This window comes from Dankookia rubra (assembly GCF_004355005.1).
In the GTDB taxonomy this organism is placed as follows: Bacteria; Pseudomonadota; Alphaproteobacteria; order Acetobacterales; family Acetobacteraceae; genus Paracraurococcus; species Paracraurococcus ruber_A.
In genome coordinates, this window is record NZ_SMSJ01000065.1 from 1 (window position 1) to 22,344 (window position 22,344).

Here is a 22,344-nt window from a genome sequence, read left to right on the forward strand (position 1 = left end):
GCAGTGCCGGCGGGTTGGGCGGCGGCCGCCAGGGCGGCGGCGCGGTCGGGCTCGGCCAGGGCGGGCTGGTCGGCGCCGGGGCGGGCCAATTCGGCCAGGCGCCGTTCGGCCAGGGCCAGCAGCCCGGCGGGGCGGGGCCGCTGGCGCAGCCGGCGCAGGCCGCCAACCCGTTGCTGGGCGGTCTCGGCGGCGGCCTCACCGGCGGCGGGGAGGGCGCGGCGGAGGCCATGCGGGTGCTGCCCAACCCGCAAAACAACGCCGTCGTCGTCTATGCCACGGCGCAGGAGGCGGGGACGGTGCAGGCCATGCTGCGGCGGATCGACATCCTGCCGCTGCAGGTGCGGATCGACGCGACCATCGCCGAGGTCACGCTGAACGACAACCTGAAATACGGCACGCAATTCCTGTTCGGCGGCGGCGGGCTGCAGGGCGCGCTGACCCTCGCCGCCGGGCCGGCGCGGGTGCTGGCCAATCCCTTCCCCGGCTTCGTCCTCGGCGACAGCCGCGGCACGCAATACGCGATCGACCTGCTGCAGCAGGTGACGCAGGTGCGCGTGCTGTCCTCCCCGCAGTTGCTGGTGCTGGACAACGAGCCGGCCCGGCTGCAGGTCGGCAGCCTGGTGCCCTTCCTGACCCAATCGGCGCAGAGCACGCTGGCGGCCGGCGCGCCGGTGGTGAACAGCGTCGACTACCGCGAGACCGGGGTGATCATGGAGGTCATCCCCCGCGTCAGCAGCGGCGGGCTCGTCACGCTCGACATCTCGCAGGAGGTGAGCGAGGTCGACACCGCCGCGCCCAGCACATCCGGCATCAACTCCCCCACCTTCCTCGAGCGCGCGGTGCGGTCGCGCGTGGTGGTGCAGGACGGCCAGACCATCGGGCTGGCGGGGCTGATCCGCGACAGCGATTCGCGGGGCAACCAGGGCATTCCCTACCTGAAGGACATCCCCATCCTCGGCGCGCTGCTCGGCAGCCAGAACAACACGCGGGCACGGACCGAGCTGCTGGTGCTGATCACGCCCCGCGTGGTGCACGACCAGCGCGACGCGCGGTCGCTGACCGAGGACATGCGGGAAGGCCTGGCGAATGCGGCGGCATTGCCGGATGCGCTGCGGCGGCAGGCGATCACAGGCTCGGTCGATCCGAACGCGCGCGTTCGCCAGAAGCTGCGCGAAAGCCTGGAGCGGTGAGGTGGCGATCCCCTGGCTCGCCTGCATGCTGTCGGTGTCCGCCTTCTACGGCCTGCCGCCGCGCGTGCTGCCGGCGATCCAGGCGGTGGAGGGCGGCCAGGTCGGCACCGTAAGCCGCAACCAGGATGGTTCCGAGGACCTGGGGCCGATGCAGGTGAATACCCGCTGGGTGGAGCCGGTGGCGCAGCTGACCGGGCTGCCGGAAGCCGCGGTGCGGGACCGCCTGATCGGCGATGCCTGCTTCAACATCGCCGCCGCGGGCGCGATCCTGCACATGCATCTGCGGGAGCAGAACGGCAACCTGATGCGCGCGGTGGGCAACTACCATTCGCGCACGCCGGACCGGCACGAGGCCTATGCGGCGCGGGTCATGGCGGCGGCGGCGCGGCTGTTCGGCCACAGCGCGCGGTAGCGAACCGGCCCGCACGATCGCGTGCGGCGATCGCCCGCGCTTGCCGCCATGCGGCTGCCGCTGCCATGGTTTATTGCTGCTTGTCCAAGAGCAGTAGTGATTAATAGTTCGCAATCAGCGTTTGCGCGACCGATTCATTTAGGCTGTCGGGGCGCGATATAATAACGGGAGGATTTATTGGATTACAGTATCGAACGACCGCCTGGCGCGTTGCGCCTGGCGATGCTGCTGGCCGGGCTTTTCTCCGCCGGGCCCGTGCTGGCGGCGGAATGCGAAGGCTTCGCCGGCGCGACCCTGCCCGGGGAGGGCACCGTGACCATCGCCGAGCGCATCCCCGCCGGCAGCTACACCGCCCCGAACGGCCAAACCTTCCAGAACCTGCCGGCCTTCTGCCGCATCGCCGCGACCTTGCGGCCAAGCCCCGACAGCGACATCAAGGTGGAGTTCTGGCTGCCGGAAGGTGCCGCCTGGAACGGTCGCTACAACGGCACCGGGAATGGCGGCTATGCCGGGTCCATCGTTTACGGCGCGCTGGCCGGCGGCGTGCAGCTCGGCTTCGCCACGGCGAACACCGACCAGGGCACCGCGCCGTCCACCAGCACCGAGGGCCGGGCGCTGATCGGCCGGCCGCAGAAATGGATCGACTTCGCCTATCGCGCGACGCACCTGATGACCGTCGCGGCGAAGCAGGTGGTCGCCACCTACTATGCCCAGCCGCCGCAGTATTCCTACTTCACCGGCTGTTCCAACGGCGGCTTCCAGGCCTTCCACGAGGTCCAGCAATTCCCCGAGGACTATGACGGCGTGCTGGCCGGTGCCCCGGCCAACAACCGCACCCATAGCCAGTCCGCCAGCGTCTGGCTCTACGACCAGACCCACCGGCCGCCCGAGGCGCTGATCCCGCGCGACAAGGCGGAACTGATCACCCGGTCGGTCCTCGCCGCCTGCGCCGGCCAGGCCGGCGGCCTGCCCTCCGACCCCTACCTGACCGACCCGCGCGCCTGCCGCTGGGACCCGGCCGAGATCCAGTGCGCCGAGGATGCGGGCGACACCGGACAATGCCTGACCCCGCCGCAGGTGAAGGCGGCGCGCGCCATCTATGAGGGCGTGCGCAACCCGCGCACCGGCCGGCGCATCTATGCCGGCCTGACCCGCGGCAGCGAGAGCGGCCACAGCCTGGACTGGCCGGTGCTGGAACGCGTGCCCACCGCGGCGCAGCCCAACCCGCCGGACGAGACGCTGTTCAACGGCCTGGCCCAATGGGTCTTCGGGCCGAATTGGTCCTGGCGCGACTTCGACTACGACGTCCAGGTCGACCAGATCGACCAGGTGCTGGCGACGCTGATCAACGCCAACGACCCGGATCTCAGCCGCTTCCAGGCACGCGGCGGCAAGCTGATGGGCTATCACGGCTGGTCGGACGCGCTGGTCCCGGTGCTGGACCACGTGAACTACTACCTGCGGGTGATCGAGACGCAGCGGAAGGGCAACAAGACCGCACGGCCGCAGGGCGCAGCGGACCCGGATTCCGAGGCGGTGATCCAGGGCCCCGACTATCCCGGCGAGACCAATACCATGGCCGCGGCCGGCGGCCCGGGCCGCGCGGCGTTGCGGCGGACGCAGGATTTCTACCGGCTTTTCCTCGTCCCCGGCATGGGGCACTGCAGCAGCGGCCCCGGCCCGAACCAGTTCGGCAACGTCACGCCGAGCCCGGCGCCGGCCGACGCCGAGCACAATGCGCTGCTCGCCCTGCAGCGCTGGGTCGAAGAGGGCGTCGCGCCGCAGCGGCTCACCGCGACGAAGTATGTGGGTGACCTGCCGGCCAACGGCGTGCAGGCGACGCGGCCGCTCTGCCCCTTCCCGCAGGTCGCGCGCTATCGCGGCCAGGGCGAGGCGACGGAGGCCGCGAGCTTCGAATGCGTCGCCGGGCCGGACTACGAGACCCAGGCGCCGGCGCCCGAATACCTGCGCTGAGCAGCAGAGACCCGGCGGTGCTTTCGCCGCCGGGCAGCCAGACCGAAGGGAAGCAGGACCATGACACGCAGGGTGCATCTCGGCGCGGCGACCGCGCTTCTGCTGGCCGGCACCGCGCTGGCGCCATCCGGCGCCGCCGCGGCCGGATGCGGCGATCTCGGCGGGCTTGCCTTGCCCGGCATCACCGTCAACACGGCGGCGGATGTCGCCAGCTACACCATCCCCGGGACCACGCCCGTGGTGGTGCCCGGCCCCTTCTGCCGCGTCACCGCGACGGCGAAGCCGGTGCCGGGCTCGAGCATCGAATTCGAGGTCTGGCTGCCGCCGTCCGGCAGCTGGAACGGCAAGTTCCGCGGCGAAGGCTCGGGCGGCTCCGCCGGCGCGATCTCCTATGCCGCCATGGCGGATGCGCTGTCCCGGCACTACGCCACCATGGCGAACGACAACGGCCATGCCGGCAGCAGCTGGACCTTCTCCGAGAATCCCGAGGCCGTCGTCGACTTCGGCTACCGCGCGCAGCATGTGACGACCGTGGCCGCCAAGGCGGTGGTCGAGGCCTATTACGGTGGCAGGCCGCGCTATTCCTACTTCGTCGGCTGCTCCCAGGGCGGCCACCACGCGGAGATGGAAGCGCAGCGCTACCCCGAGGACTACGACGGCATCATCGCCGGCAACGGCGCGCAGGACTGGACCGGGGTGATGACCTCCGAGGTCTGGGTCGGCCTCGCCTCCTCGGTCCGCGGCGCGGCCTACGACCTGCCGCAGCCGGTGCTCGACCTGGTGACCAGGGCGACGCTGGCAAGCTGCGCCGCGCAGGACAGCAACCTGGCCAGCCAGCCCTACCTGACCGATCCGCGCGACTGCAAGTTCGATGTCGGCACGCTGCAATGCCAGGCGGGCGACGACCCGGCGCAATGCCTCTCGGCCGAGCAGGTCGAGGCGGTGCGGCTGATCCATGGCGGGGCGCACGACCCGAAGACCGGCCGGCTGATCGCGCCCGGCCTGCAGCCCGGCAGCGAGTCCGCCTGGCGGCAGTTCCTGGTCGGCGGCACCCAGCCCGGCGGCAGCGCGCTGTCCTTCTACCGCGACGCGGTCTTCAAGGACCCGACACACGACTTCCGCGGCTTCGACGTCCGCGAGGACGTCGCCCGGATGGAAGCGACGCAATATGCCGGGCAGACGCTGCCGGAGATCCTCAACGCCACCAGCCCGGACTTCGAGCCCTTCCGCCAGCGCGGCGCCAAGCTGATCCTGTATCACGGCTGGGCAGACCCCTTCATCGCGCCCGGCTTCACCATCGACCTCTACCGCGCCATCATCCGCGACCAGGCCCGCCGGCATTCGTTGCCGCAGGGCCAGGCGCTGCGCCAGGTGCAGGATTTCGCCCGGCTGTTCATGGTGCCGGGCTTCTATCACTGCTCCGGCGGGCCGGGCCCGAACAGCTTCGACATGCTGCCGGAACTCGAGCGCTGGGTTGAACAGGGAATCCCGCCGAAGCGGGTGCTGGCGACCAAGTATGTCGAGGACGACAAGGCCAAGGGCGTCGCCTTCACCCGGCCGCTCTGCGCCTATCCGCAGGGCGCCAGCTATTCCGGGCAGGGCGACACGAAGGACGCGGCCAGCTTCCATTGCGTGGCGGACCGCTCGCCGAACGGCCCGCTGTCGCGCGACTTCGCCCGCGAATTGCGGACGCAGGCCACGGCGGGCGAGGAGGACTAGGCGCGATGGCCTAGGCCGCATCCTCCAGGATCATCGCCGCGGCCTTTTCGCCGATCATGATGGAGGGTGCGTTGGTATTGCCGGCGACGACGGCCGGCATGATCGACGCATCCGCCACGCGCAGCCCGGCGATGCCATGCACCCGCAGCCGCGGATCGACCACGCTGTTGCTGCCGGTGCCCATGGCGCAGCTGCCGGCCGGGTGGTGGTTGGTCAGGCCGGATTCCCGCACGAAGCGCTCGAGGTCAGCGTCCGACCCATAGCCGGGGCCAGGGAAGATCTCCTCCGCCACCAGCGGCGCGAAGGCCGGCTGCCGCACCAGGCTGCGCGCCAGCTTCGCCCCCGCCACCATCGCCCGCATGTCGTAGTCCGAGCCGAGGAAGCCGAAGGTGATCGCCGGCGGCGCCAGCGGGTCCGGCCCGTTCAGCCGCACCGTGCCGCGGCCGTCGGGGGAAAGGTGCACGGGGCCGAGGGTGAAGCCGGGGAAGTCGTGCGCGACCACGCGGGTGCCGGAGCGCTCGAGCGTGCTCCATTCCAGCAGGTTGATCTGCAGGTCGGGACGTTCCAGGCGCGGGTCGGTGCGGGTCAGCAGCCCCGCGCGGATGCCGTTCACCGCCATCGGGCCGCGCCGGGTCAGTGCGTAGCGGATCGCGGCGCCGATCTTGCGCGGCCAGCTTTTCTCGAAATCGTTGAAGGTGATGGGACGGGTGCACCGCCACTGCATGTAGAGCGCGAAATGGTCGTGCAGGTTGGCGCCGACCGCCGGCATGTCGCGCACCACCGCGATGCCGTTCGCCTGCAGGTGCTCGGCGGGGCCGAGGCCCGAGAGCAGCAGCAACTGCGGCGAGCCATAGGCGCCGCCGGAGACGATCACCTCCCGCCGCGCCCGCGCCTGCTGGCGCCCCTGCGGGGAGGCGTATTCGATGCCGGTGGCGCGGCCATCCTCGATCAGCAGCCGGGTCGCCTGGCAGAGCGTGCGGATGATCAGGTTCTGCCGCCCGCGCGCCGGCGCCAGGTAGGCCCGCGCCGAGGACCAGCGGCGGGCGCCGCCGGTGGTCGACTGGTAGTAGCCGGCGCCCTCCTGCCGCGCGCCGTTGAAGTCGGGGTTGCGCGGGATGCCGGCCTGCTCGGCGGCGGCGATCATCGCCTCGGCGAGCTCGGAGGTCTCCGCCTGGTCGGAGACGTTCAGCGGGCCCCCGGTGCCGTGGTACTCGTCCTCGCCGCGCGCCTGGTTTTCCGCGCGGCGGAAGAAGGGCAGCACCGAGTCCCAGTCCCAGCCGGTGCAGCCGCGCTGCCGCCAGCCGTCGTAGTCGCGGGGGTGGCCGCGCATGTAGACCATGCCGTTGATCGAGCTGGTGCCGCCCAGCGTCTTGCCGCGCGGCACGTACATCCGCCGGCCGCCGAGCTGGGCATGCGGCGCGCTCTCGAACTTCCAGTTCACCTTGGGATTGACATAGGTGCGGGCGAAGCCGAGCGGGATGTGGATCCAGGGATTGGTGTCGGGCGGCCCGGCTTCCAGCAGCAACACGCGGTGCCGGCCGTCCTCCGACAGCCGCGCCGCGACCACGGCGCCGGCCGAGCCGGCGCCGCTGACGATGTAGTCGAATTCCTCCGGTTGGTCCGGCATGCGTTCCCCCGCGTTTCGGGGAAGCGTATCAGCCGCCTTTCAGGGTGTCATGCGGCGGAGGAAGTCGACCACGCGGCTGCGCTGCGGCTCCAGGTGCTGCGGCCCGCGCCATTCCGCCAGCACCTCGACGCCCGGCAGCAGCGCGGCGAGTTCGGTGCTGGTCGCGGCGGGGTGCGGGATGTCGGTGCCGGGCAGCAGCATGGTCGGCGCCGGGCAGGCGCGGACGAAGTCGCGGGAGACGCAGAAGACGAAGTCCTGGTCCCACATGTTGCGGCCGAAGCCGGCCAGGGCCGCCTCGTCCAGCTCCGGCCGGGCGGCGCGCTGCTCGCGGCTCCATTCGGCATGGCTCTCGGGGAAATATTCGGGGTGCTCGGGATGCCGGCCGATCGGGTTCTGCAGCACGGCGGAGGCAACGCGGTCCGGCGCCGCCTCGATCGCCTTCAGGCAGAAGCTGCCGCCGATGCAGCCGCCCAGCACGTGGAAGCGCGGGAAGCCGAGGTGGTCCATCAGCGCCAGGTGGTCGGCGGCATAGGTATGCCAGCCATGGTCGGCGCAGATCTCCGCGCGCGATTCCCCGGCATTGCGCTGGTCCATGGCGATGGCGGTGAAGCCGGCCTCGGGCAGGGCGCGGGTCCAGTCCACCCAGGGCCGCGCCGGGCCGCCGGGCGGCGATGGCCACATCTCCAGGCGGGACCGCAGCCCGCCCGGCGCGAAGAGCAGCACGGGGAAGCCCTCCCCATGCACCTCGTAGCGGATGCGCCCGTCGGGGCGGTCGAGGAATGGCATGGCGTTCTCCCTGCGTCCTTCAATCCGGCACGGCGTAGTCGGCCAGTTCCGGCCGCATCGCCTCGACGACGAAGTCGACGAAGGCATCCGGGGCGTCGAGGTAGAACTCCCGGTCGGAATAGGCGCCGACGCTGGCCGCCATGCCCTGCGCCGCGGCCCAGTCCGCCAGCGCCTGCAGCGCCTCGCGCGGCGTCTCGCTGAGAAAGGCGACCTGCGAGCGGAGCTTGTCGGCGTCGCGCCGCGTCGTCTCGCTGCGGCTGAATTGCAGGTCCACGTTGGCGCCGGGCTGGCGCAGCCAGATGGAACGCTCGGTCCGCCGCAGCACGCGGAAGCCGAGCTGCGTCACCAGCATCTCCACCACCGTCTCGAAGAAGCGCGGATCGAGCCGGTTGGCGACGTGGTTGAGCCGCATCAGTAGCCGACCCTGCGGTCCACCACCTGCCGCAGCGGCCGGCCGTCGAGGAAATGGCCGAGATTCTCCGCCAGCAGCCGCGCCACCACCGTGTCGCGCTCGGGGTGCATCCCGCCCATGTGCGGCACCACCAGGATGCCCGGCGTGGTCCAGAAGGGATGGGTGACGGGCAGCGGCTCCTCGCGGAAGACGTCCAGCACGGCGCCGGCCAGGTGCCTGTCGCGCACCGCGGCGATCAGGTCGGCATCGACGATCGCCTGGCCGCGGCCGAAATTCAGCAGCCAGGTGCCCTGCTTCATGCGGGCCAGGCGCCCGGCATCGATGAAATTCTCGGTCTCCGCCGTCGCTGGCAGCAGCAGCAGCAGGTAGTCGGCGCGGGCCAGGACCTCATCGGTACGCTCGGGCGGCAGGACCTCGACGCCCGGCAGCGGCGCCGGGTTGCGGCGGGTGCCGACGACCTGCATGCGCAGCGCCGTGGCCAGCCGCGCCACCTCCTGCCCGATGGCGCCGAGGCCGAGGATGCCGAGCACCTTGCCGTTCAGCGGCGTCGCCACGCGGCGGGTCCAGCGGCTGGCCTTCTGGTCCTCGGCGATGGCGGCATAGGGCTTGGCGATGTGGAACAGCGCGCCGAGGATGTTCTCCGGCATCGACTCGCCGTGGGTGCCGCGGGCGCAGGTCAGGACCAGGTGCGGCGGCAGGTCGGGCAGCGCCAGCCAGCCCTCCACCCCCGCGGTCAGGGATTGCGCCCAGCGCAGCTTCGGCATCCGCGGCAACACCCCGGCGGGCACGCCCCAGCCGAGCAGCGCCTCGGTCTCGGCCATCTGCTCCTCGGACGGCTGCGCCTTGCGCGACAATGCTTCCACCCGCACGCGTTGTGCGAGGCCGGCGGCGGCGATCGCGGCCTCATAGGGGCCGGGCGTGTCGGTCCAGAGCAGCAGGCGGGTGGGGTCGGGCATGGGACAATCCTTCTTCTTGGCTGCGAGCCTATCCCCGCTCCGGGCGCCCGGCTACCGGGCCCGCGGCGGCCGGCGCAGCGCGTAGAAGGCGAGCGAGCCCGCGGCATAGGCGATGATGGAGCCGATGAAGGCGACGCGGTAGCTGCCGGAGACGTCGAAGATGAAGCCCGCGGCCCAGGAGCCGATGGCGGCGCCGAGGCCCGAGCCGATGGTGATGACGCCGAGGATGGTGCCGAGCCGCGGCCCGGGGAAGATATCCGCGGTCTTCGCCGTGATCGCCGGGCCGCGCGCGCCCCAGGTCAGCCCGAAGAAGCAGGCATGCAGCCAGAGCAGCAGGTGGTCGCCCGGCCCGGTGATCGCCAGCGCGCAGAACACGCCGATGATGGAGATCCCGTAGGCCAGCAGCGCCGAATACTCGCGGCCGATGTAATCGGAGAGCGTCCCGGTGGCGATGACCCCGGGCATCGCCAGGAAGGCGCCCATCCCCAGCACCCCCGCGGCATAAAGCGGATCGAAGCCGACATCGACCGCGAAGGCGATCTGGTGCAGCGAGACCAGGAAGCTGCCGATGCTGGTGCACATGTAGACGAAGAACAGCAGCCAGAATTGCGGCGTGCGGATCGCCTCGGCCAGGGTCCAGGCATGCTCCACCCCGCCGGCGGCGGCGGGCGCCGCCGCGGCGCGCGCGGCGGCACCGCGTCGGTCGAAGAGGAAGGCCAGCGGCAGCAGCACCGCGGCGGCGACGGCGGCGGCCACCAGGTAGGCACCGCGCCAGCCGATCCCGGCGATCAGCATCTGGCTGGCCGGGGCCGAGGCGGCGCGGCCGAAGCCGTTGGCCGATTGGAGGACCGAGATCGCCATGCCGCGCCGGTTGGCGAACAGGCGGGAGGCCAGCGGCACGAAGACCAGCAGCCCCACGCAATTCGCCCCGAAGGTCATCACCACGCCGTAGAGCAGCACCACCTGCCACAGCGCCTCCGCCTGGGCGCTGCCGACCAGGCCGATGACGAGCAAGGCGGCGCCCAGCAACACCATCCGCCGCGTCCCGAGGCGGTCCACCAGGTTGCCGACGAAGGGGGAGCTGAAGCCGCCGACCAGTTGCCCGACCGAGTAGGCCAGCGAGCTCTCGGCCCGCGTCCAGCCGAAATCGGCGACGAAGGCGAGCAGGAAGACGGTGTAGGAATGCATCACGCTGGCGCCGACCGTGAAGGCCAGGAAGGCGCTGCCCAGGATCAGCCAGGCCCGGCTGGTGTTGGGCGGTACGGTCGGGGGAGGCATCCGCGTATGCTAGGTGCCTCGGCCGCGCCGAGTCCAATCCGGGCGGAAATTGCAGGACCGTCGCATCGGGGTCTAACCTGCCGAAGGGCCGGCGCCGCATGCCGCCGGTCCAGGGAAAACGCGCCGACAAGACCGCGCCCCGTCCGCATGGCATGCAGGAGCGACGTAACGATGTCCGCCTCGCTGGAAGCATCGGCCGATCCCGGCCAGACCCTGGACTACGACGCCATCGTCATCGGCGCCGGCATGTCGGGCCTGTTCCAGCTGCTCCGGCTGCGCGAGATGGGCATGAAGGTGCGGGTCTTCGAGGCCGGCACCGGCGTCGGCGGCACCTGGTACTGGAACCGCTACCCCGGGGCGCGATTCGATTCCGAAAGCTATTCCTACGGCTTCTCCTTCTCAAAGGAGCTGCTCGAGGAATGGAACTGGTCCGAACACTTCGCGCCGCAGCCGGAAACGCTGCGCTACCTGAACCTGGTCGCCGACAAGTTCGACCTGCGCCGCGACATCCAGTTCCAAAGCCGCGTCGCCGCCGCGCATTGGGACGAGGCGGCACGGACCTGGGCGGTCACGCTGGAGGACGGCAGCCGGCACGTCTCGCGCTTCCTGATCACCGCGATCGGCGTGCTCTCGGCACCGACGCTGCCGCGCTTCGAGGGCATGGACAGCTTCCGCGGCCTGTCCTTCCACACCGCCCGCTGGCCGCACGAGCCGGTGGACTTCGCCGGCAAGCGCGTGGCGGTCATCGGCACCGGCGCGACCGGGGTGCAGACCATCCAGGAAGTGGCGAAGACGGCCGGGCACCTGACGGTCTTCCAGCGCACGCCCAACTGGTGCGCGCCGCTGCACAACCGCAAGATCACGGAGGAGGAGCAGGCGCGGATCAAGGCGGACTACCCGACCATCTTTCAGCGCTGCCAGGAGACCTTCTCCTGCTTCCTGCACACCCCCGACCCGCGCGGCACCTTTGAAGTATCGAAGGAGGAACGCGAGGCCTTCTACGAGGAGCTCTACGCCTCCCCCGGCTTTGGCATCTGGGTCGGCAATTTCAAGGACACGCTGACCGACCGCGCCGCGAACAAGGAGATCTCGGACTTCGTCGCCAACAAGATCCGCCAACGAGTGAAGGACCCGAAGGTGGCGGAGATGCTGATTCCCCGAAACCACGGCTTCGGCACCCGCCGCGTGCCGCTCGAAACCCGCTACTACGAGGTCTACAACCAGCCGAACGTGCTGCTGGTGGACAGCAAGGCGACGCCGATCCAGGCGATCACCCCGACCGGCCTGCGGACCAGCGACGCGGAATACGATTTCGACATCATCATCTACGCCACCGGCTTCGACGCGCTGACCGGCGCCTTCGACCGCATCGACATCCGCGGCGAGGGCGGGCTCACGCTCCGGCAAAAATGGGCGCAGGGCGCGCAAACCATGCTCGGCATGCTGGTGGAGGATTTCCCCAACATGTTCATGCTGCTCGGGCCGCATACCGCGCTCGGCAACATCCCCCGCAGCATCGAATACAACGTCGAATGGGTCAGCGCCCTGCTGCGCCACATGCAGGCCCGCGGCCTGACCCGGGCGGAAGCCAGCGCACAGGCGGTCGCCGCCTGGACCAAGCATGTCAAGCAGATCGGCGCCGGGCTGCTGACCAACGAGGTCGACAGCTGGATGACCGGCGTGAACCGCAACGTCGAAGGCAAAGAAACCCGCGTCATCGCGCGCTACAGCGGCAGCGCGCCGGACTACCGTGCCTGGTGCGATCGGGTGGCGACCGAAGGCTACCGCGACCTGGCGCTGGCCTGATGCCGGATATCGATGCCGTCCTGCGCGGGGCGGTCGAGAGCGGCGCGGTGCCGGGCGTGGTGGCGCTGGCGACCGACCGGGCCGGCACGCTGTACCAGGGCGCCTTCGGCAGGCGCGGGCTCGACGTGGCGGCGCCGATGACGGCCGATACCGTATTCTGGATCGCCTCGATGACCAAGGCGATCACCTCGGTCGCCGCGATGCAACTGGTGGAGGAGGGGCGGCTCGAGCTCGACGCGCCGCTCGGGCCGCTGCTGCCGCAGCTCGCAGCGCCGCAGGTGCTGGAGAGGTTCGATGCGGCCGGCACGCCGTTCCTGCGGCCGGCGACAAAGCCCATCACCCTGCGCCTGCTGCTGACCCATACCGCCGGCTTCAGCTACAACACCTGGAACCCCGACATGGGCCGCTACATGGCGACTACGGGGTTGCTCGCGCCGCGCAGCGGCAAGCTGGAATCGCTGCGCGCGCCGCTGGTCTTCGAACCCGGCGAGCGCTGGGAATACAGCATCGCCACCGACTGGGTTGGCCAGGCGGTGGAGGCCGCCAGCGGCCGGCGGCTGGAACACTATGTCCGCGACCGCATCCTGGAGCCGCTCGGCATGACCGACAGCGGATTCATCCCCGGGCCGTCGCAGCAGGCGCGCCGCGCCCGCGTCCACCAGCGTGCGGCGGATGGCAGCCTCGCGCCGATCGAATTCACCCTGCCGGAGAACCCGGAGTTCTACGGCGGCGGCGGCGGGCTGCTCTCGACCGGGCCGGACTACATCCGTTTCCTGCGCATGCTGCTGAATGGCGGCACGCTGGACGGCGCGGAGATCCTGCGGCCGGAGACGGTGGCGGAGATGGGCCGCAACCAGATCGGCGCGCTGCACTTCCGCCCGCTGCGCACTGCCATGCCGGCCATGTCGAACGACTGCGACCCCTTCCCCGGCATGGCCTGCAAATGGGGCCTCGGCTTCCTTATAAACGGGGAGGACGTGCCGGGCCGCCGCTCCGCCGGCAGCCTGGCCTGGGCCGGGCTCGGCAATACTTGGTTCTGGGTCGATCCGCGCAGCGGCGTCGCAGGCCTGCTGATGACGCAGATCCTGCCCTTCGCCGATGCCGCGGTGCTCGACCTCTTCGCCCGCTTCGAGACGGCGGTCTATGCGGAGCGTGCGGGGTAACGGAGTCCTCGCTGCCGCCGCTGCGCCTCGCTAGGCTCGGGGAAAACCAGCTGGGGAGGCCATGCCATGTTCCGTCCCACCCGCCGCGCCGTGCTGGCCGCGCCGATGTTCCTGCCCGGCCTCGCCGCGGCGCAGGGCTTCCCCGCGCGCTCCATCATCTGGATCGTGCCCTTCGCCGCCGGCGGCATCACCGATACCAGCGCCCGCACCCTGGCCCAGCGCATGGGGAGCAGCCTCGGCCAGACCGTGGTGGTGGAGAACCGGCCCGGCGCCGGCGGCACCATCGGGGCGGAGGCGGTCGCCCGCGCCGCGCCGGATGGCTATACGATGCTGTACGGCAGCCAGGGGCCGATGGCGGCGGCGCCGGCCATGTTCCCCAACCTGCGCTACGACCCGCAGCGCGACCTGGCGCCGGTGCACGGGCTCGGCGCCTCACCGCACCTCATCGTCAGCGGGATGGACCGGCCCTGGCGCAACCTGCAGGACCTGGTCGCCGCCGCCCGGGCACGGCCGGACGGGCTGACCTATGCATCGGTCGGGGTTGGCACCTCGCCGCACCTGGCGGCCGAGACGCTGATGCAGGCGACCGGCATCCGCATGATCCACGCGCCCTATGCCAACGGCACCCAGGCGCTGAACGACGTCATCGGCGGCCGGGTCGACGTGATGTGGGACTATCCGCTGACCAGCCTGGCGCATGTCCGCGAGGGCCGGCTGCGGGCGCTCGCGGTGACCGATGCCGCCCGGGTGCGGCTGGCGCAGGATGTGCTGACGGTAGCCGAGGCCGGCCTGCCCGGCGCCGAGGCCGTACCCTGGGCCGGGCTCTTCGTGCCGGCCCGCACCCCGCCCGAGTCCGTCGCCCGCCTTGCCGCCGCGCTGCGGGAAGCGATGGGCGACCCCCGCGTGCAGGAATTCTTCGACGGCACCGCCACGGTGCTCTGGCCGCGCATGGGCACGGCGGAGCTGCGCGCCTTCCTGGCCGAGGAGGTGCCGCGCGTCGCCGGGCTCATCGCCCGGTCCGGTGCCAAGCCTGGATAGCCGGCTATTGAAGGGGCTATGCCGGTCCGGCTTCCCGGCGTAGCCTCGTTGCAAGCCCCGCACCTGACCAGGGCGGCAGCCCGTCGCCACGGGCTGCGATCGCTGGTTTCACTGGGGACCGGAAACGATCACGGGAACGAGAATGACCGACATCCGATACCTCGCGCCACAGACGCTCGACGAGGCGGTGGGTGCCTTCGCGGCGGCCCAGGGCGCCGCCCGCATCCTGGCCGGCGGCACCGACCTGCTGGTGCAGATGCGCGCCGGCACGGTGAAGCCCGGCCTCATCGTCGACATCAAGAAGATCGCCGAGATGACCGAGATCGCGGAGGCGCCGGATGGCGGCTTCCGCATCGGCGCCGCCGTCCCCGGCGCGACGCTCGCCGAGCACAGGGGCTTCGGCAAGGCCTGGCCGGGCGTGCTGGAGGCGATCAACCTGATCGGCTCGAAGCAGGTGCAAGGCCGTGCCTCCCCGGGCGGCAATCTCTGCAATGGGTCGCCCGCCGGGGACAGCGTGCCGGCGATGATCGCGGCCAATGCGATGGTCACGGTGCAGGGCCCCGAGGGGCGGCGCACCATGCCGGTGGAAGCGGTGCCGGCCGGGCCGGGCCGGACCAACCTGAAGCCGGGCGAGATCGTCGTCAGCTTCACTTTGCCGCCGCGCGCGCCGGGGTCGTCCGACGCCTATCTGCGGATGATCCCGCGGACCGAAATGGACATCGCCGTTGTCGGCCTCGGCGTCAGCCTGACCCTGCAGGGCGGCGTCGTCACCGCCGCCCGCGTCGGCCTTGGCGCCGTGGCGCCCACCGTGCTGCTGGTCGAGGATGCGGCAAAGGCGCTGGTCGGCAGCCGGCTGGACGATGCCGCGCTGGAAGCGGCCGCCGCCGCCTGCCGCGCCGCCTGCAACCCGATCAACGACAAGCGCGGCACCATCGCCTACCGCACCAAGGTGGCCGGCGTGCTGCTGAAGCGCACCGTGGCGATCGCCGCGGCCCGCGCGGGGGGGAACTGATCCCATGGCCAAGACCCACATCTCCACCAGCATCAACGGCGAGCCGGTCGAATTCCTCGCCGATCCCGGCAGCAGCCTGCTCGACGTGCTGCGCAACACGCTGGGCCTGACCGGCACCAAGGAAGGTTGCGGCACCGGCGATTGCGGCGCCTGCAGCGTCACCGTCGACGGCCGCCTGGTCTGTTCCTGCCTGGTCCTGGCAGTCGAGGCCGAGGGGCACGAGATCGGCACCATCGAGGGCATGGCGCAGGGCGAGACGCTGCACCCGCTGCAGCGCAAGTTCCTCGAGATGGCGGCGCTGCAATGCGGCATCTGCACGCCGGGCGTGCTGATCTCGGCTCGCGCCTTGCTGGAGAAGAACCCGAACCCGACCGAGACCGAGGTGCGCTTCGGCCTGGCTGGCAACCTGTGCCGCTGCACGGGCTACGACAAGATCGTCCGCGCGGTGCTCGAGACCGCCGCCGAGATGCGGGAGACCGTCTGATGAACGTCATCAACGACAAGCTGCGGGTCGAGGACAACAAGTGGATCGGCACCCGCACCGTCCGCCCTGACGGCGCGGACAAGGTGACGGGGCGCGCGACCTATGCCGCCGACAACACCATGCCCGGGATGATCTGGGGCAAGGTGCTGCGCAGCCCGCACGCGCATGCGCGGATCCGCTCGATCGACACCTCGAAGGCGGAAGCGCTGCCGGGCGTGAAGGCGGTGGTGACGGCGAAGGACATCGTGGACTTCCCGCTCGAGACCTCGGTGATGCTCGGCATCCAGGACATGCGCTGGATGTGCCGCAACGTGATGGCACGGGAGAAGGCGCTGTTCCACGGCCACCCCGTCGCCGCGGTCGCCGCGATCAACGAGGAGGTGGCCGCCGCCGCCTGCGCGCTGATCGCGGTGGATTATGAGGTCCTGCCGCATGTGATCGAGATCGAGGACGCGATCAAGCCGGACGCGCCCATCCTGCATGACTTCGCCAAGTTCGAGGGCAAGCCCTCCAACATCGCCGGCACGATGACGGCGAAGCTCGGCGACGTGGAGGTCGGCTTCGCCGAGGCCGACATCATCGTCGAGCGGACCTTCCGCACCCGGCCGATCCACCAGGGCTACATCGAGCCGCAGGCCTGCACCGTCAGCTATTCCGCCGACGGCCGCGCGACGATCTGGAGCAGCAGCCAGGGCCAGTTCATGGTCCGCGCCATGACCTCGCTGCTGACCGGCGTGCCGCAGAGCAACATCCGGGCGATCCCGGCCGAGATCGGCGGCGGCTTCGGCGCCAAGACCATCATCTACCTCGAGCCCGTGGCCCTGCTGCTGTCGAAGAAGTCGGGCCGACCGGTGAAGATGGTGATGACGCGGGAGGAGGTGATGCGGGCGACCGGCCCGACCTCCGGCTCCTTCAGCACGGTCAAGATCGGCGCCAAGAAGGACGGCACCTTTGTCGCCGCCAAGGGCGATTTCTACATCCAGGCGGGCTGCCTGCCGGGCGGGCCGCTGCGCGGCCCCGTCGGCTGCTCCTTCGCGCCCTACGACATCCCGAACGTGCTGTCGGTAGGCTACGACGTGGTCTCCAACCGCTCGAAGGTCGCGGCCTACCGCGCGCCGGGCGCCCCGCTCGGCGCCTATGCGGCCGAATGCGTGGTGGACGAGATCGCGGAGAAGCTGGGCATGGACCGGCTGGAGCTGCGGCTGAAGAACACCGCGGGACCCGGCACCAAGGCGGCCTATGGCGCAACCTTCGGCAAGGTGACCTTCGAGGAGACGATCGAGGCGATCCAGAACCATGAACACTACAAGGCCCCGCTCGACCGCAACCCGCGCCCCGGCGTGAAGCGCGGCCGCGGTGTGGCTTCCGGCTTCTGGTACAATGCCGGCGGCGAATCCTCGGCGCAGGTCAACATCACCGAGGACGGCAACGTGGTGGTTACCACGGGCCATCCTGACGTCGGTGGCTCCCGCGCCTCGATCGCCAACGTGGCAGCGGAACTGCTGGGCGTCGACCATAGCCGCGTCTCGGTGCTGATCGGCGACACCGCCAGCATCGGCTACAGCAACCTGACCGGTGGCAGCCGCGTCACCTTCGCCTCCGCCATGGTGGTGACGCAGTCGGCCGAGAAGGTGATCGGCCAGCTGAAGGAGCGCGCGGCGAAGATCTGGAAGATCGACCCCGAGGCGGTGAACTGGGACAATGGCGAGGCGACGCCGGCCGGCCCGAATGCCGGCCAGTTCCCGCCGCTAACGCTGGCCGACCTGGCCGCGAAGGCGACCGAGACCGGCGGGCCGATCGGCGCCGGCGTCCAGCTCAACACCACCGGCGCCGATCCCGGCTTCGCCACGCATGTCGTGGATGTGGAGGTGGACGTCGATCTCGGCATCGTCCGGGTGCTGCGCTACACCGCGGCGCAGGATGTGGGGCGCGCCCTGCATCCGAGCTACGTGGAAGGCCAGATCCAGGGCGGCGTGGTGCAGGGCATCGGCTGGGCGCTGTCGGAGGAATACCTCTACGACAAGCAGGGCCGGCTCGACAACGCCGGCTTCCTCGACTACCGGATGCCGGTCTGCTCCGACGTCCCGATGATCGAGGCGGTGATGCTGGAGATCCCCAACCCGAAGCACCCGCAGGGTGTGCGCGGCGTGGGCGAGGCGCCGATCGTGCCGCCGCTCGCGGCGATCTCGAACGCCGTCTACGACGCGCTCGGCAAGCGCTTCTACGCGCTGCCGATGTCGCCGCCGAAGGTGCTGGAGCGCCTCGACGAGGTCTGAGCCAAGGTCGGGGAAGGAAAGGTATTCCCTCCCCAAGCCCACAAAAATGGATGAGGGGTCCGGGGAGAATGCCTTCTCCCCGGCCTTTCTTTTTCAGGCGGCGTCGGCCAGCACCATGTCCGCCGCCTTCTCGCCGATCATGATGCTCGGCGCATTGGTATTGCCCGAGGTCAGCGTCGGCATGATCGAGGCATCCGCCACGCGGAGCCCGGCGATGCCATGCACCCGCAGCCGCGCATCCACCACCGCCAGCGCGTCCGTGCCCATCCTGCACGTGCCGACGGGGTGGTAGGTCGTTTCCGCCGCGCGCTTCACCCAGTCGATGATCTCGTCGTCCCGCGTGCAGTCCGTGCCGGGCGCGATCTCCGTCATCCGCAGCTTCGCCAGGCTGGGTGCGGTCATGATGCGGCGCGCGAGGCGGACCGCCTTCACCGTCAGCTCGGCATCCACCGGGGAGGAAAGGAAGTTGAAGTTGATCGCCGGCGGTCGGCGCGGGTCCGTGGCGGTGACATGGACATGCCCGCGGCTCTCGGGCCGCATCGGGTGCGCGTAGCAGGTCATGCCGGATTGCCGCGACAGCCGCGGGCCCTTCGGGCCCGGCTCCATCAGCATCGGCACCCAGCCCAGCAGCAGGTCGGGCGCCTCCAGCCCCTCGCGGGACCGCAGGAAAGCGCGCATCGGCGCGCCGACCATGCTCAGCATGCCGTCGCGCGTCAGGGCGAAGCGCATCGCCTGGCCGAACAGTCCGAAGCCGCGGCCACGGTCGTTGAAGGTATAGCCCTTCGCGCCCACCGCCCAGCGGGTGCGCGGCGCGTAGTGGTCGCGCAGGTTCTCGCCGACGCCGGGCAGCGCTTGGCGCACCTCGATGCCGAGGTCGCGCAACCGGTCCGGCTGGCCGATGCCCGACAGCTCCAGCAGCTGCGGCGAGTTGATCGAGCCGCCGCTGACCACCACCTCGCGCCCCGCGCGCGCCTCCCGCACCGCGCCGCCTACGGAATAGCGGACGCCGGTGCAGCGCCTGCCCTCCAGCAGCAGCGCCTCGGCCAGCGCGCCGGTCTCGATGCGGAGGTTGGCGCGGCCGCGGGCCGGGGCCAGGTAGCAGGCGGCGGTCGACATGCGCCGCCCGCCGGCGATGGTCGCCTGGCTCATCGCGATGCCGTCCTGGGTCGCGCCGTTGTAGTCGGGATTGTGCGGGATGCCGATCTCCGCCGCCGCGGCGATCACCGCGGCATAGAGCGGATCATCCGGCCGCGGGTTGGTGACGCGCAGCGGGCCCGCGCGGCCGCGGAAGGTGTCGTCGCCGCCGCCCTCGTAGCGCTCCATCCGGCGGAAGAAGGGCAGCACGTCCGCGTAGCTCCAGCCGGGATTGCCGAGCTGCGCCCAGGCGTCGAAATCCTGGGCCTGGCCGCGCACGAAGGCGAGGCCGTTGAGCGAGCTGGATCCGCCCAGCATGCGGCCGCGCGGCACCGGGATGCGGCGGCCGTTGGTCGCCGGCTCGGGTTCCGACGAGTAGAGCCAGTTGACCGTGGGGTTGGCGATCATCCTGGCATAGCCGATCGGGACATGCGTCCAGGGGTTGCCCGCCGGCCCGGCTTCCAGCAGCAGCACGCGGTTCGCCGGATCGGCGGAAAGCCTGTTGGCGACCACCGCGCCGGCCGATCCCGCGCCGACCACGATGTAGTCGTAGGTGTTCATCCTGTTCTTGGACCCCGGTGACCAGTCACGGATCAACCCATGGCGGCGGCGCCGGCGCAAGCCACCGCCGCCGGCCTTCTATGGGCGGGCCGATTCAGATCTCCGCGCCTGCCGGCGCTGCGGTCACCGGTCCGCATCACTCCTTCGCCGGGATCGCGCCTTCCTTCACCAGCACCTCATGCGCCGCCTTGAAGGCGTCGAGCCCGGCGGGGATGCCGCAATAGGCCGTCGCGTGCAGCAGCGCGGCCTTGATCTCCTCGACCGTGATGCCGTTGTTCAGCGCGCCTTTCACATGCAGCTTGAGCTCATGCGGCCGACCGAGTGCGGTCAGCATGGCCAGGTTGATCATGCTGCGCGTCCGGCGGTCCAGCGCCGGGTCGCCCCAGGCCCAGCCCCAGCCCCAGGCGGTCGCCGCACGCTGGATGCCCATCATGAAATCGTCCGCGGAGCCGAGGGAACGGTCCACGTAGTCGCTGCCGAGCACGCTGCGGCGGATGGGCAGGCCCTTGTCGAACAATGCGCCGTCGTCGCTCATCGGTGTTTCCTCCGGTTGCGCCGCCAGGGTGCGGAGGGCGGGCGTGGAGGGCAACCCCATTGCGGCGCGGCGGGACACGCGGCAGCGTCGGCCTTCCTGGCGGAGGACCTGCACCATGGCATCGCGTGACGCCGGCCCCATCCTGGGGCTGGACCACATCACCCTGGTGGTGGAGGCGCTGGACGAGGCCGTCGCAGCCTATGAAACGTTGTTCGCCCAGGGCTGCGGGGGGCGCGGCGCGGCGGAGGGCCTGGACTGGGCCCGCTTCGGGCTGGCCAACACGGCGCTGGTGCTGGTGGCGCCGCGCGGCGAGGCGGGGGCGGTGGCCCGGCATGTCGCGCACCGGCCGGACGGCGCGCCCGCGGCACTCGGCGCGCTGGCCTTCGCAACGGCGGCGCCGGATGGTGCGGCGCGGCTGATGGAACGCCGCGGCCTGCCCGCGGCCGGCCCGGCGCTGCCCTGGCTCGGCCGCCAGGCCACGCCGCTGCTGCCGGACGCCGCGCGCGGCCTGCATCTCCTGCTGACGCCGCCCGGCCCGGCCACCGCATCCGCGACGCGGCTCGACCACGCAGTGATCCGCAGCGGCGATCCGGAGCGGACCATCGCCTTGCTCGCCGGCCGGCTGGGGCTGGAATTGCGGCTCGACCGGAGCAACCCCGCCTGGGGCCAGCGGCTGCTGTTCTTCCGCTGCGGCGAGCTGGTGGTGGAGGTCTCGCACGAGCTCGCCGGCGGGATCACGGACGCGCCCGACAGCCTCTGGGGCCTGACCTGGCGGGTGGCGGATGTCGGCGCCACGCATGCACGGCTGGCGGCGGCGGGGGTGCCGGTCTCGCCGCTGCGGGTGGGACGGAAGCCGGGCACGCGGCTCTTCACCATCCGCGACCATGCGGCGGCGGTGCCGACGGCCTTCATCGGGGCCTAGAGCGGATGGTGCGAGGGCGTGAACGCCCGGACGCCTGAGTCCGCGCTATAATCAAAGGCCTACAGCGGTGCCGCATTCACCTTCGACCGCAAGCTGCTGTAGCGTCCTGCCCAGGATGGCCGCCGCGTTCCGCGGCGGGCGTCGGGGGTAGGCCGGCCGCTCGGGACATCATGCGCAGGCGCGGATCACCGTCTCGCCGAAGCGCGGCAAGCTGTCCTCGAGGTCCGGCAGGAAGCGGTTGACCGGCAGCACCACGCGGTGGATGCCCTGCTTTCGCCGAGCCTCCACCGCCGCCAGCGGATCCTCGCCCGAACCCGGCAACGCGCCGGGGCAGCCGCCGAGCATCTCGATCGCGTCCGGGTCGCGGCCGGCCGCCGCGGCGGCGCGCCGCGCCACCTCCAGCAGCGGCATGGTGTCGACCTGAGCGCCGATCGAGGGGAAGAAGCCGTCGCCTAAGCGCCCGGCGCGGCGCGCCGCCGCCTCGGAATGGCCGCCGACGATGATGGGGACGGCGCCCGCCCCCGGCCGCGGGCTGCAGCTCACGCCGGAGAATTGGACGAACTCGCCCGCATGGCTGGCGCTTTCCTCGCGCCAGAGCGCGCGCATGGCGGCGACGTAGTCGTCGGCCCGGCGGCCGCGCGCGGCGAAGGGCACGCCCAGCGCCTCGAACTCCTCGCGCAGCCAGCCGACGCCGATGCCGAGCTCGATCCTGCCGCCGCTCATGTGGTCGAGCGTCGCCACCTGCTTGGCGAGGACCAACGGGTTGCGCAGCGGCAGGATGATGACGCCGGTCATCAACCGCAGCCGCGTGGTCGCGGCAGCCGCGAAGGCCATCCAGATCAGCGGATCCGGCATGGCGGAGAACTGGTTGCCCGGCAGCCGCCCGCCAGCGGCGTAGGGGTAGGTGCTGTCATAGGCATCCGGCAGCACGACATGGTCGACGGCGAAGACGGAGTCGAATCCCGCGGCCTCGGCCAGCCGCGCCAAGCGGGCAGCGCCGGCGCCGCCGGGGAAGGTGTTGTTGCCGAAATGCAGCGCGAATTTCATCGCTCGCGTCCT

Annotated in this window: 19 protein-coding genes; 11 read left to right on the forward strand and 8 right to left on the reverse strand. The window is 71.2% G+C overall.

Features of this window, described 5'->3' with window-relative positions:
• From E2C06_RS27135 to E2C06_RS27150, 4 genes are all read left to right on the forward strand, one after another.
• Positions 1-1,190, forward strand: a 1,190-nt coding sequence (locus tag E2C06_RS27135) for a type II secretion system protein GspD (RefSeq protein WP_369126546.1), incomplete at its 5' end; no start/stop codon positions are given.
• Between the two features lies 1 nt (position 1,191).
• On the forward strand, positions 1,192-1,602 hold the full coding sequence (locus E2C06_RS27140) for a lytic transglycosylase domain-containing protein (RefSeq protein WP_133291721.1): 411 nt from the start codon (positions 1,192-1,194) through the stop codon (positions 1,600-1,602).
• A gap of 177 nt (positions 1,603-1,779) precedes the next feature.
• Entirely contained in the window at positions 1,780-3,576 is a 1,797-nt protein-coding gene (locus tag E2C06_RS27145) for a tannase/feruloyl esterase family alpha/beta hydrolase (RefSeq protein ID WP_133291722.1), read from the forward strand.
• A gap of 60 nt (positions 3,577-3,636) precedes the next feature.
• Positions 3,637-5,295: a tannase/feruloyl esterase family alpha/beta hydrolase gene (locus tag E2C06_RS27150; RefSeq protein WP_133291723.1), complete on the forward strand. Its 1,659-nt coding sequence runs from the start codon at positions 3,637-3,639 to the stop codon at positions 5,293-5,295.
• Positions 5,296-5,305: 10 nt separating this feature from the next.
• Here E2C06_RS27150 and E2C06_RS27155 read toward each other — a convergent pair whose 3' ends face one another.
• From E2C06_RS27155 to E2C06_RS27175, 5 genes are read right to left on the reverse strand one after another with little or no spacing between them, the layout of a single operon-like run.
• Entirely contained in the window at positions 5,306-6,922 is a 1,617-nt protein-coding gene (locus tag E2C06_RS27155; RefSeq protein WP_133291724.1) for a GMC family oxidoreductase, read from the reverse strand.
• 39 nt (positions 6,923-6,961) lie between these two features.
• Positions 6,962-7,708, reverse strand: a complete 747-nt coding sequence (locus tag E2C06_RS27160; protein WP_165982694.1) for an alpha/beta fold hydrolase — start codon at positions 7,706-7,708, stop codon at positions 6,962-6,964.
• Positions 7,709-7,727: 19 nt separating this feature from the next.
• A complete protein-coding gene (locus tag E2C06_RS27165) occupies positions 7,728-8,120 on the reverse strand; it encodes a hypothetical protein (RefSeq protein ID WP_133291726.1) in 393 nt (130 codons plus the stop codon).
• Positions 8,120-9,076 carry a D-2-hydroxyacid dehydrogenase gene (locus tag E2C06_RS27170; protein WP_133291727.1) on the reverse strand — a complete coding sequence of 319 codons (957 nt, stop codon included), beginning with the start codon at positions 9,074-9,076 and terminating at the stop codon, positions 8,120-8,122. The genes E2C06_RS27165 and E2C06_RS27170 overlap by 1 nt, the downstream gene beginning before the upstream one ends.
• Before the next feature lie 51 nt (positions 9,077-9,127).
• Positions 9,128-10,354 (reverse strand): MFS transporter, encoded by a 1,227-nt coding sequence (locus tag E2C06_RS27175; RefSeq protein WP_133291728.1) that lies wholly within the window; start codon positions 10,352-10,354, stop codon positions 9,128-9,130.
• Between the two features lie 171 nt (positions 10,355-10,525).
• Here E2C06_RS27175 and E2C06_RS27180 point away from each other — a divergent pair, with 171 nt between their 5' ends.
• The 6 genes from E2C06_RS27180 to E2C06_RS27205 all read left to right on the forward strand — a co-directional run bounded on the left by E2C06_RS27180 (position 10,526) and on the right by E2C06_RS27205 (position 18,133).
• Positions 10,526-12,160 (forward strand): flavin-containing monooxygenase, encoded by a 1,635-nt coding sequence (locus tag E2C06_RS27180; RefSeq protein WP_133291729.1) that lies wholly within the window; start codon positions 10,526-10,528, stop codon positions 12,158-12,160.
• The gene (locus tag E2C06_RS27185; RefSeq protein ID WP_133291730.1) at positions 12,160-13,323 is read left to right on the forward strand and encodes a serine hydrolase domain-containing protein; all 1,164 of its coding nucleotides are present in this window, start codon (positions 12,160-12,162) and stop codon (positions 13,321-13,323) included. The genes E2C06_RS27180 and E2C06_RS27185 overlap by 1 nt, the downstream gene beginning before the upstream one ends.
• 66 nt (positions 13,324-13,389) lie before the next feature.
• Positions 13,390-14,361: a Bug family tripartite tricarboxylate transporter substrate binding protein gene (locus E2C06_RS27190; protein WP_133291731.1), complete on the forward strand. Its 972-nt coding sequence runs from the start codon at positions 13,390-13,392 to the stop codon at positions 14,359-14,361.
• A gap of 142 nt (positions 14,362-14,503) precedes the next feature.
• On the forward strand, positions 14,504-15,373 hold the full coding sequence (locus tag E2C06_RS27195) for an FAD binding domain-containing protein (protein WP_206664707.1): 870 nt from the start codon (positions 14,504-14,506) through the stop codon (positions 15,371-15,373).
• 4 nt (positions 15,374-15,377) lie between these two features.
• Positions 15,378-15,857 (forward strand): (2Fe-2S)-binding protein, encoded by a 480-nt coding sequence (locus E2C06_RS27200; RefSeq protein WP_133291732.1) that lies wholly within the window; start codon positions 15,378-15,380, stop codon positions 15,855-15,857.
• The gene (locus E2C06_RS27205; protein WP_133291733.1) at positions 15,857-18,133 is read left to right on the forward strand and encodes a xanthine dehydrogenase family protein molybdopterin-binding subunit; all 2,277 of its coding nucleotides are present in this window, start codon (positions 15,857-15,859) and stop codon (positions 18,131-18,133) included. The genes E2C06_RS27200 and E2C06_RS27205 overlap by 1 nt, the downstream gene beginning before the upstream one ends.
• A 93-nt stretch (positions 18,134-18,226) precedes the next feature.
• Here the strand turns inward: E2C06_RS27205 and E2C06_RS27210 are convergent, their stop codons facing one another.
• Positions 18,227-19,828 (reverse strand): GMC family oxidoreductase, encoded by a 1,602-nt coding sequence (locus E2C06_RS27210; RefSeq protein WP_133291734.1) that lies wholly within the window; start codon positions 19,826-19,828, stop codon positions 18,227-18,229.
• A 136-nt stretch (positions 19,829-19,964) separates the two neighbouring features.
• The gene (locus E2C06_RS27215) at positions 19,965-20,363 is read right to left on the reverse strand and encodes a carboxymuconolactone decarboxylase family protein (RefSeq protein ID WP_133291735.1); all 399 of its coding nucleotides are present in this window, start codon (positions 20,361-20,363) and stop codon (positions 19,965-19,967) included.
• A 115-nt stretch (positions 20,364-20,478) separates the two neighbouring features.
• Here E2C06_RS27215 and E2C06_RS27220 point away from each other — a divergent pair, with 115 nt between their 5' ends.
• Positions 20,479-21,285, forward strand: coding sequence for a VOC family protein (locus E2C06_RS27220; RefSeq protein ID WP_133291736.1), 807 nt, complete (start codon positions 20,479-20,481; stop codon positions 21,283-21,285).
• Between the two features lie 168 nt (positions 21,286-21,453).
• Here E2C06_RS27220 and E2C06_RS27225 read toward each other — a convergent pair whose 3' ends face one another.
• Positions 21,454-22,332 (reverse strand): LLM class F420-dependent oxidoreductase, encoded by an 879-nt coding sequence (locus E2C06_RS27225; RefSeq protein ID WP_133291737.1) that lies wholly within the window; start codon positions 22,330-22,332, stop codon positions 21,454-21,456.
• Positions 22,333-22,344 lie beyond the last annotated feature (12 nt).

Excerpts from the sequence above, each read along its gene's own strand:
- E2C06_RS27150 (WP_133291723.1), top strand. The coding sequence starts at position 3,637 with ATGACACGCAGGGTGCATCTCGGCGCGGCGACCGCGCTTCTGCTGGCC.
- E2C06_RS27195 (WP_206664707.1), top strand. The coding sequence starts at position 14,504 with ATGACCGACATCCGATACCTCGCGCCACAGACGCTCGACGAGGCGGTG.
- E2C06_RS27200 (WP_133291732.1), top strand. The coding sequence starts at position 15,378 with ATGGCCAAGACCCACATCTCCACCAGCATCAACGGCGAGCCGGTCGAA.
- E2C06_RS27190 (WP_133291731.1), top strand. The coding sequence starts at position 13,390 with ATGTTCCGTCCCACCCGCCGCGCCGTGCTGGCCGCGCCGATGTTCCTG.
- E2C06_RS27170 (WP_133291727.1), bottom strand. The coding sequence starts at position 9,076 with ATGCCCGACCCCACCCGCCTGCTGCTCTGGACCGACACGCCCGGCCCC.
- E2C06_RS27175 (WP_133291728.1), bottom strand. The coding sequence starts at position 10,354 with ATGCCTCCCCCGACCGTACCGCCCAACACCAGCCGGGCCTGGCTGATC.
- E2C06_RS27155 (WP_133291724.1), bottom strand. The coding sequence starts at position 6,922 with ATGCCGGACCAACCGGAGGAATTCGACTACATCGTCAGCGGCGCCGGC.
- E2C06_RS27210 (WP_133291734.1), bottom strand. The coding sequence starts at position 19,828 with ATGAACACCTACGACTACATCGTGGTCGGCGCGGGATCGGCCGGCGCG.
- E2C06_RS27160 (WP_165982694.1), bottom strand. The coding sequence starts at position 7,708 with ATGCCATTCCTCGACCGCCCCGACGGGCGCATCCGCTACGAGGTGCAT.
- E2C06_RS27205 (WP_133291733.1), top strand. The coding sequence starts at position 15,857 with ATGAACGTCATCAACGACAAGCTGCGGGTCGAGGACAACAAGTGGATC.
- E2C06_RS27215 (WP_133291735.1), bottom strand. The coding sequence starts at position 20,363 with ATGAGCGACGACGGCGCATTGTTCGACAAGGGCCTGCCCATCCGCCGC.
- E2C06_RS27180 (WP_133291729.1), top strand. The coding sequence starts at position 10,526 with ATGTCCGCCTCGCTGGAAGCATCGGCCGATCCCGGCCAGACCCTGGAC.
- E2C06_RS27185 (WP_133291730.1), top strand. The coding sequence starts at position 12,160 with ATGCCGGATATCGATGCCGTCCTGCGCGGGGCGGTCGAGAGCGGCGCG.
- E2C06_RS27220 (WP_133291736.1), top strand. The coding sequence starts at position 20,479 with ATGGCATCGCGTGACGCCGGCCCCATCCTGGGGCTGGACCACATCACC.
- E2C06_RS27225 (WP_133291737.1), bottom strand. The coding sequence starts at position 22,332 with ATGAAATTCGCGCTGCATTTCGGCAACAACACCTTCCCCGGCGGCGCC.
- E2C06_RS27165 (WP_133291726.1), bottom strand. The coding sequence starts at position 8,120 with ATGCGGCTCAACCACGTCGCCAACCGGCTCGATCCGCGCTTCTTCGAG.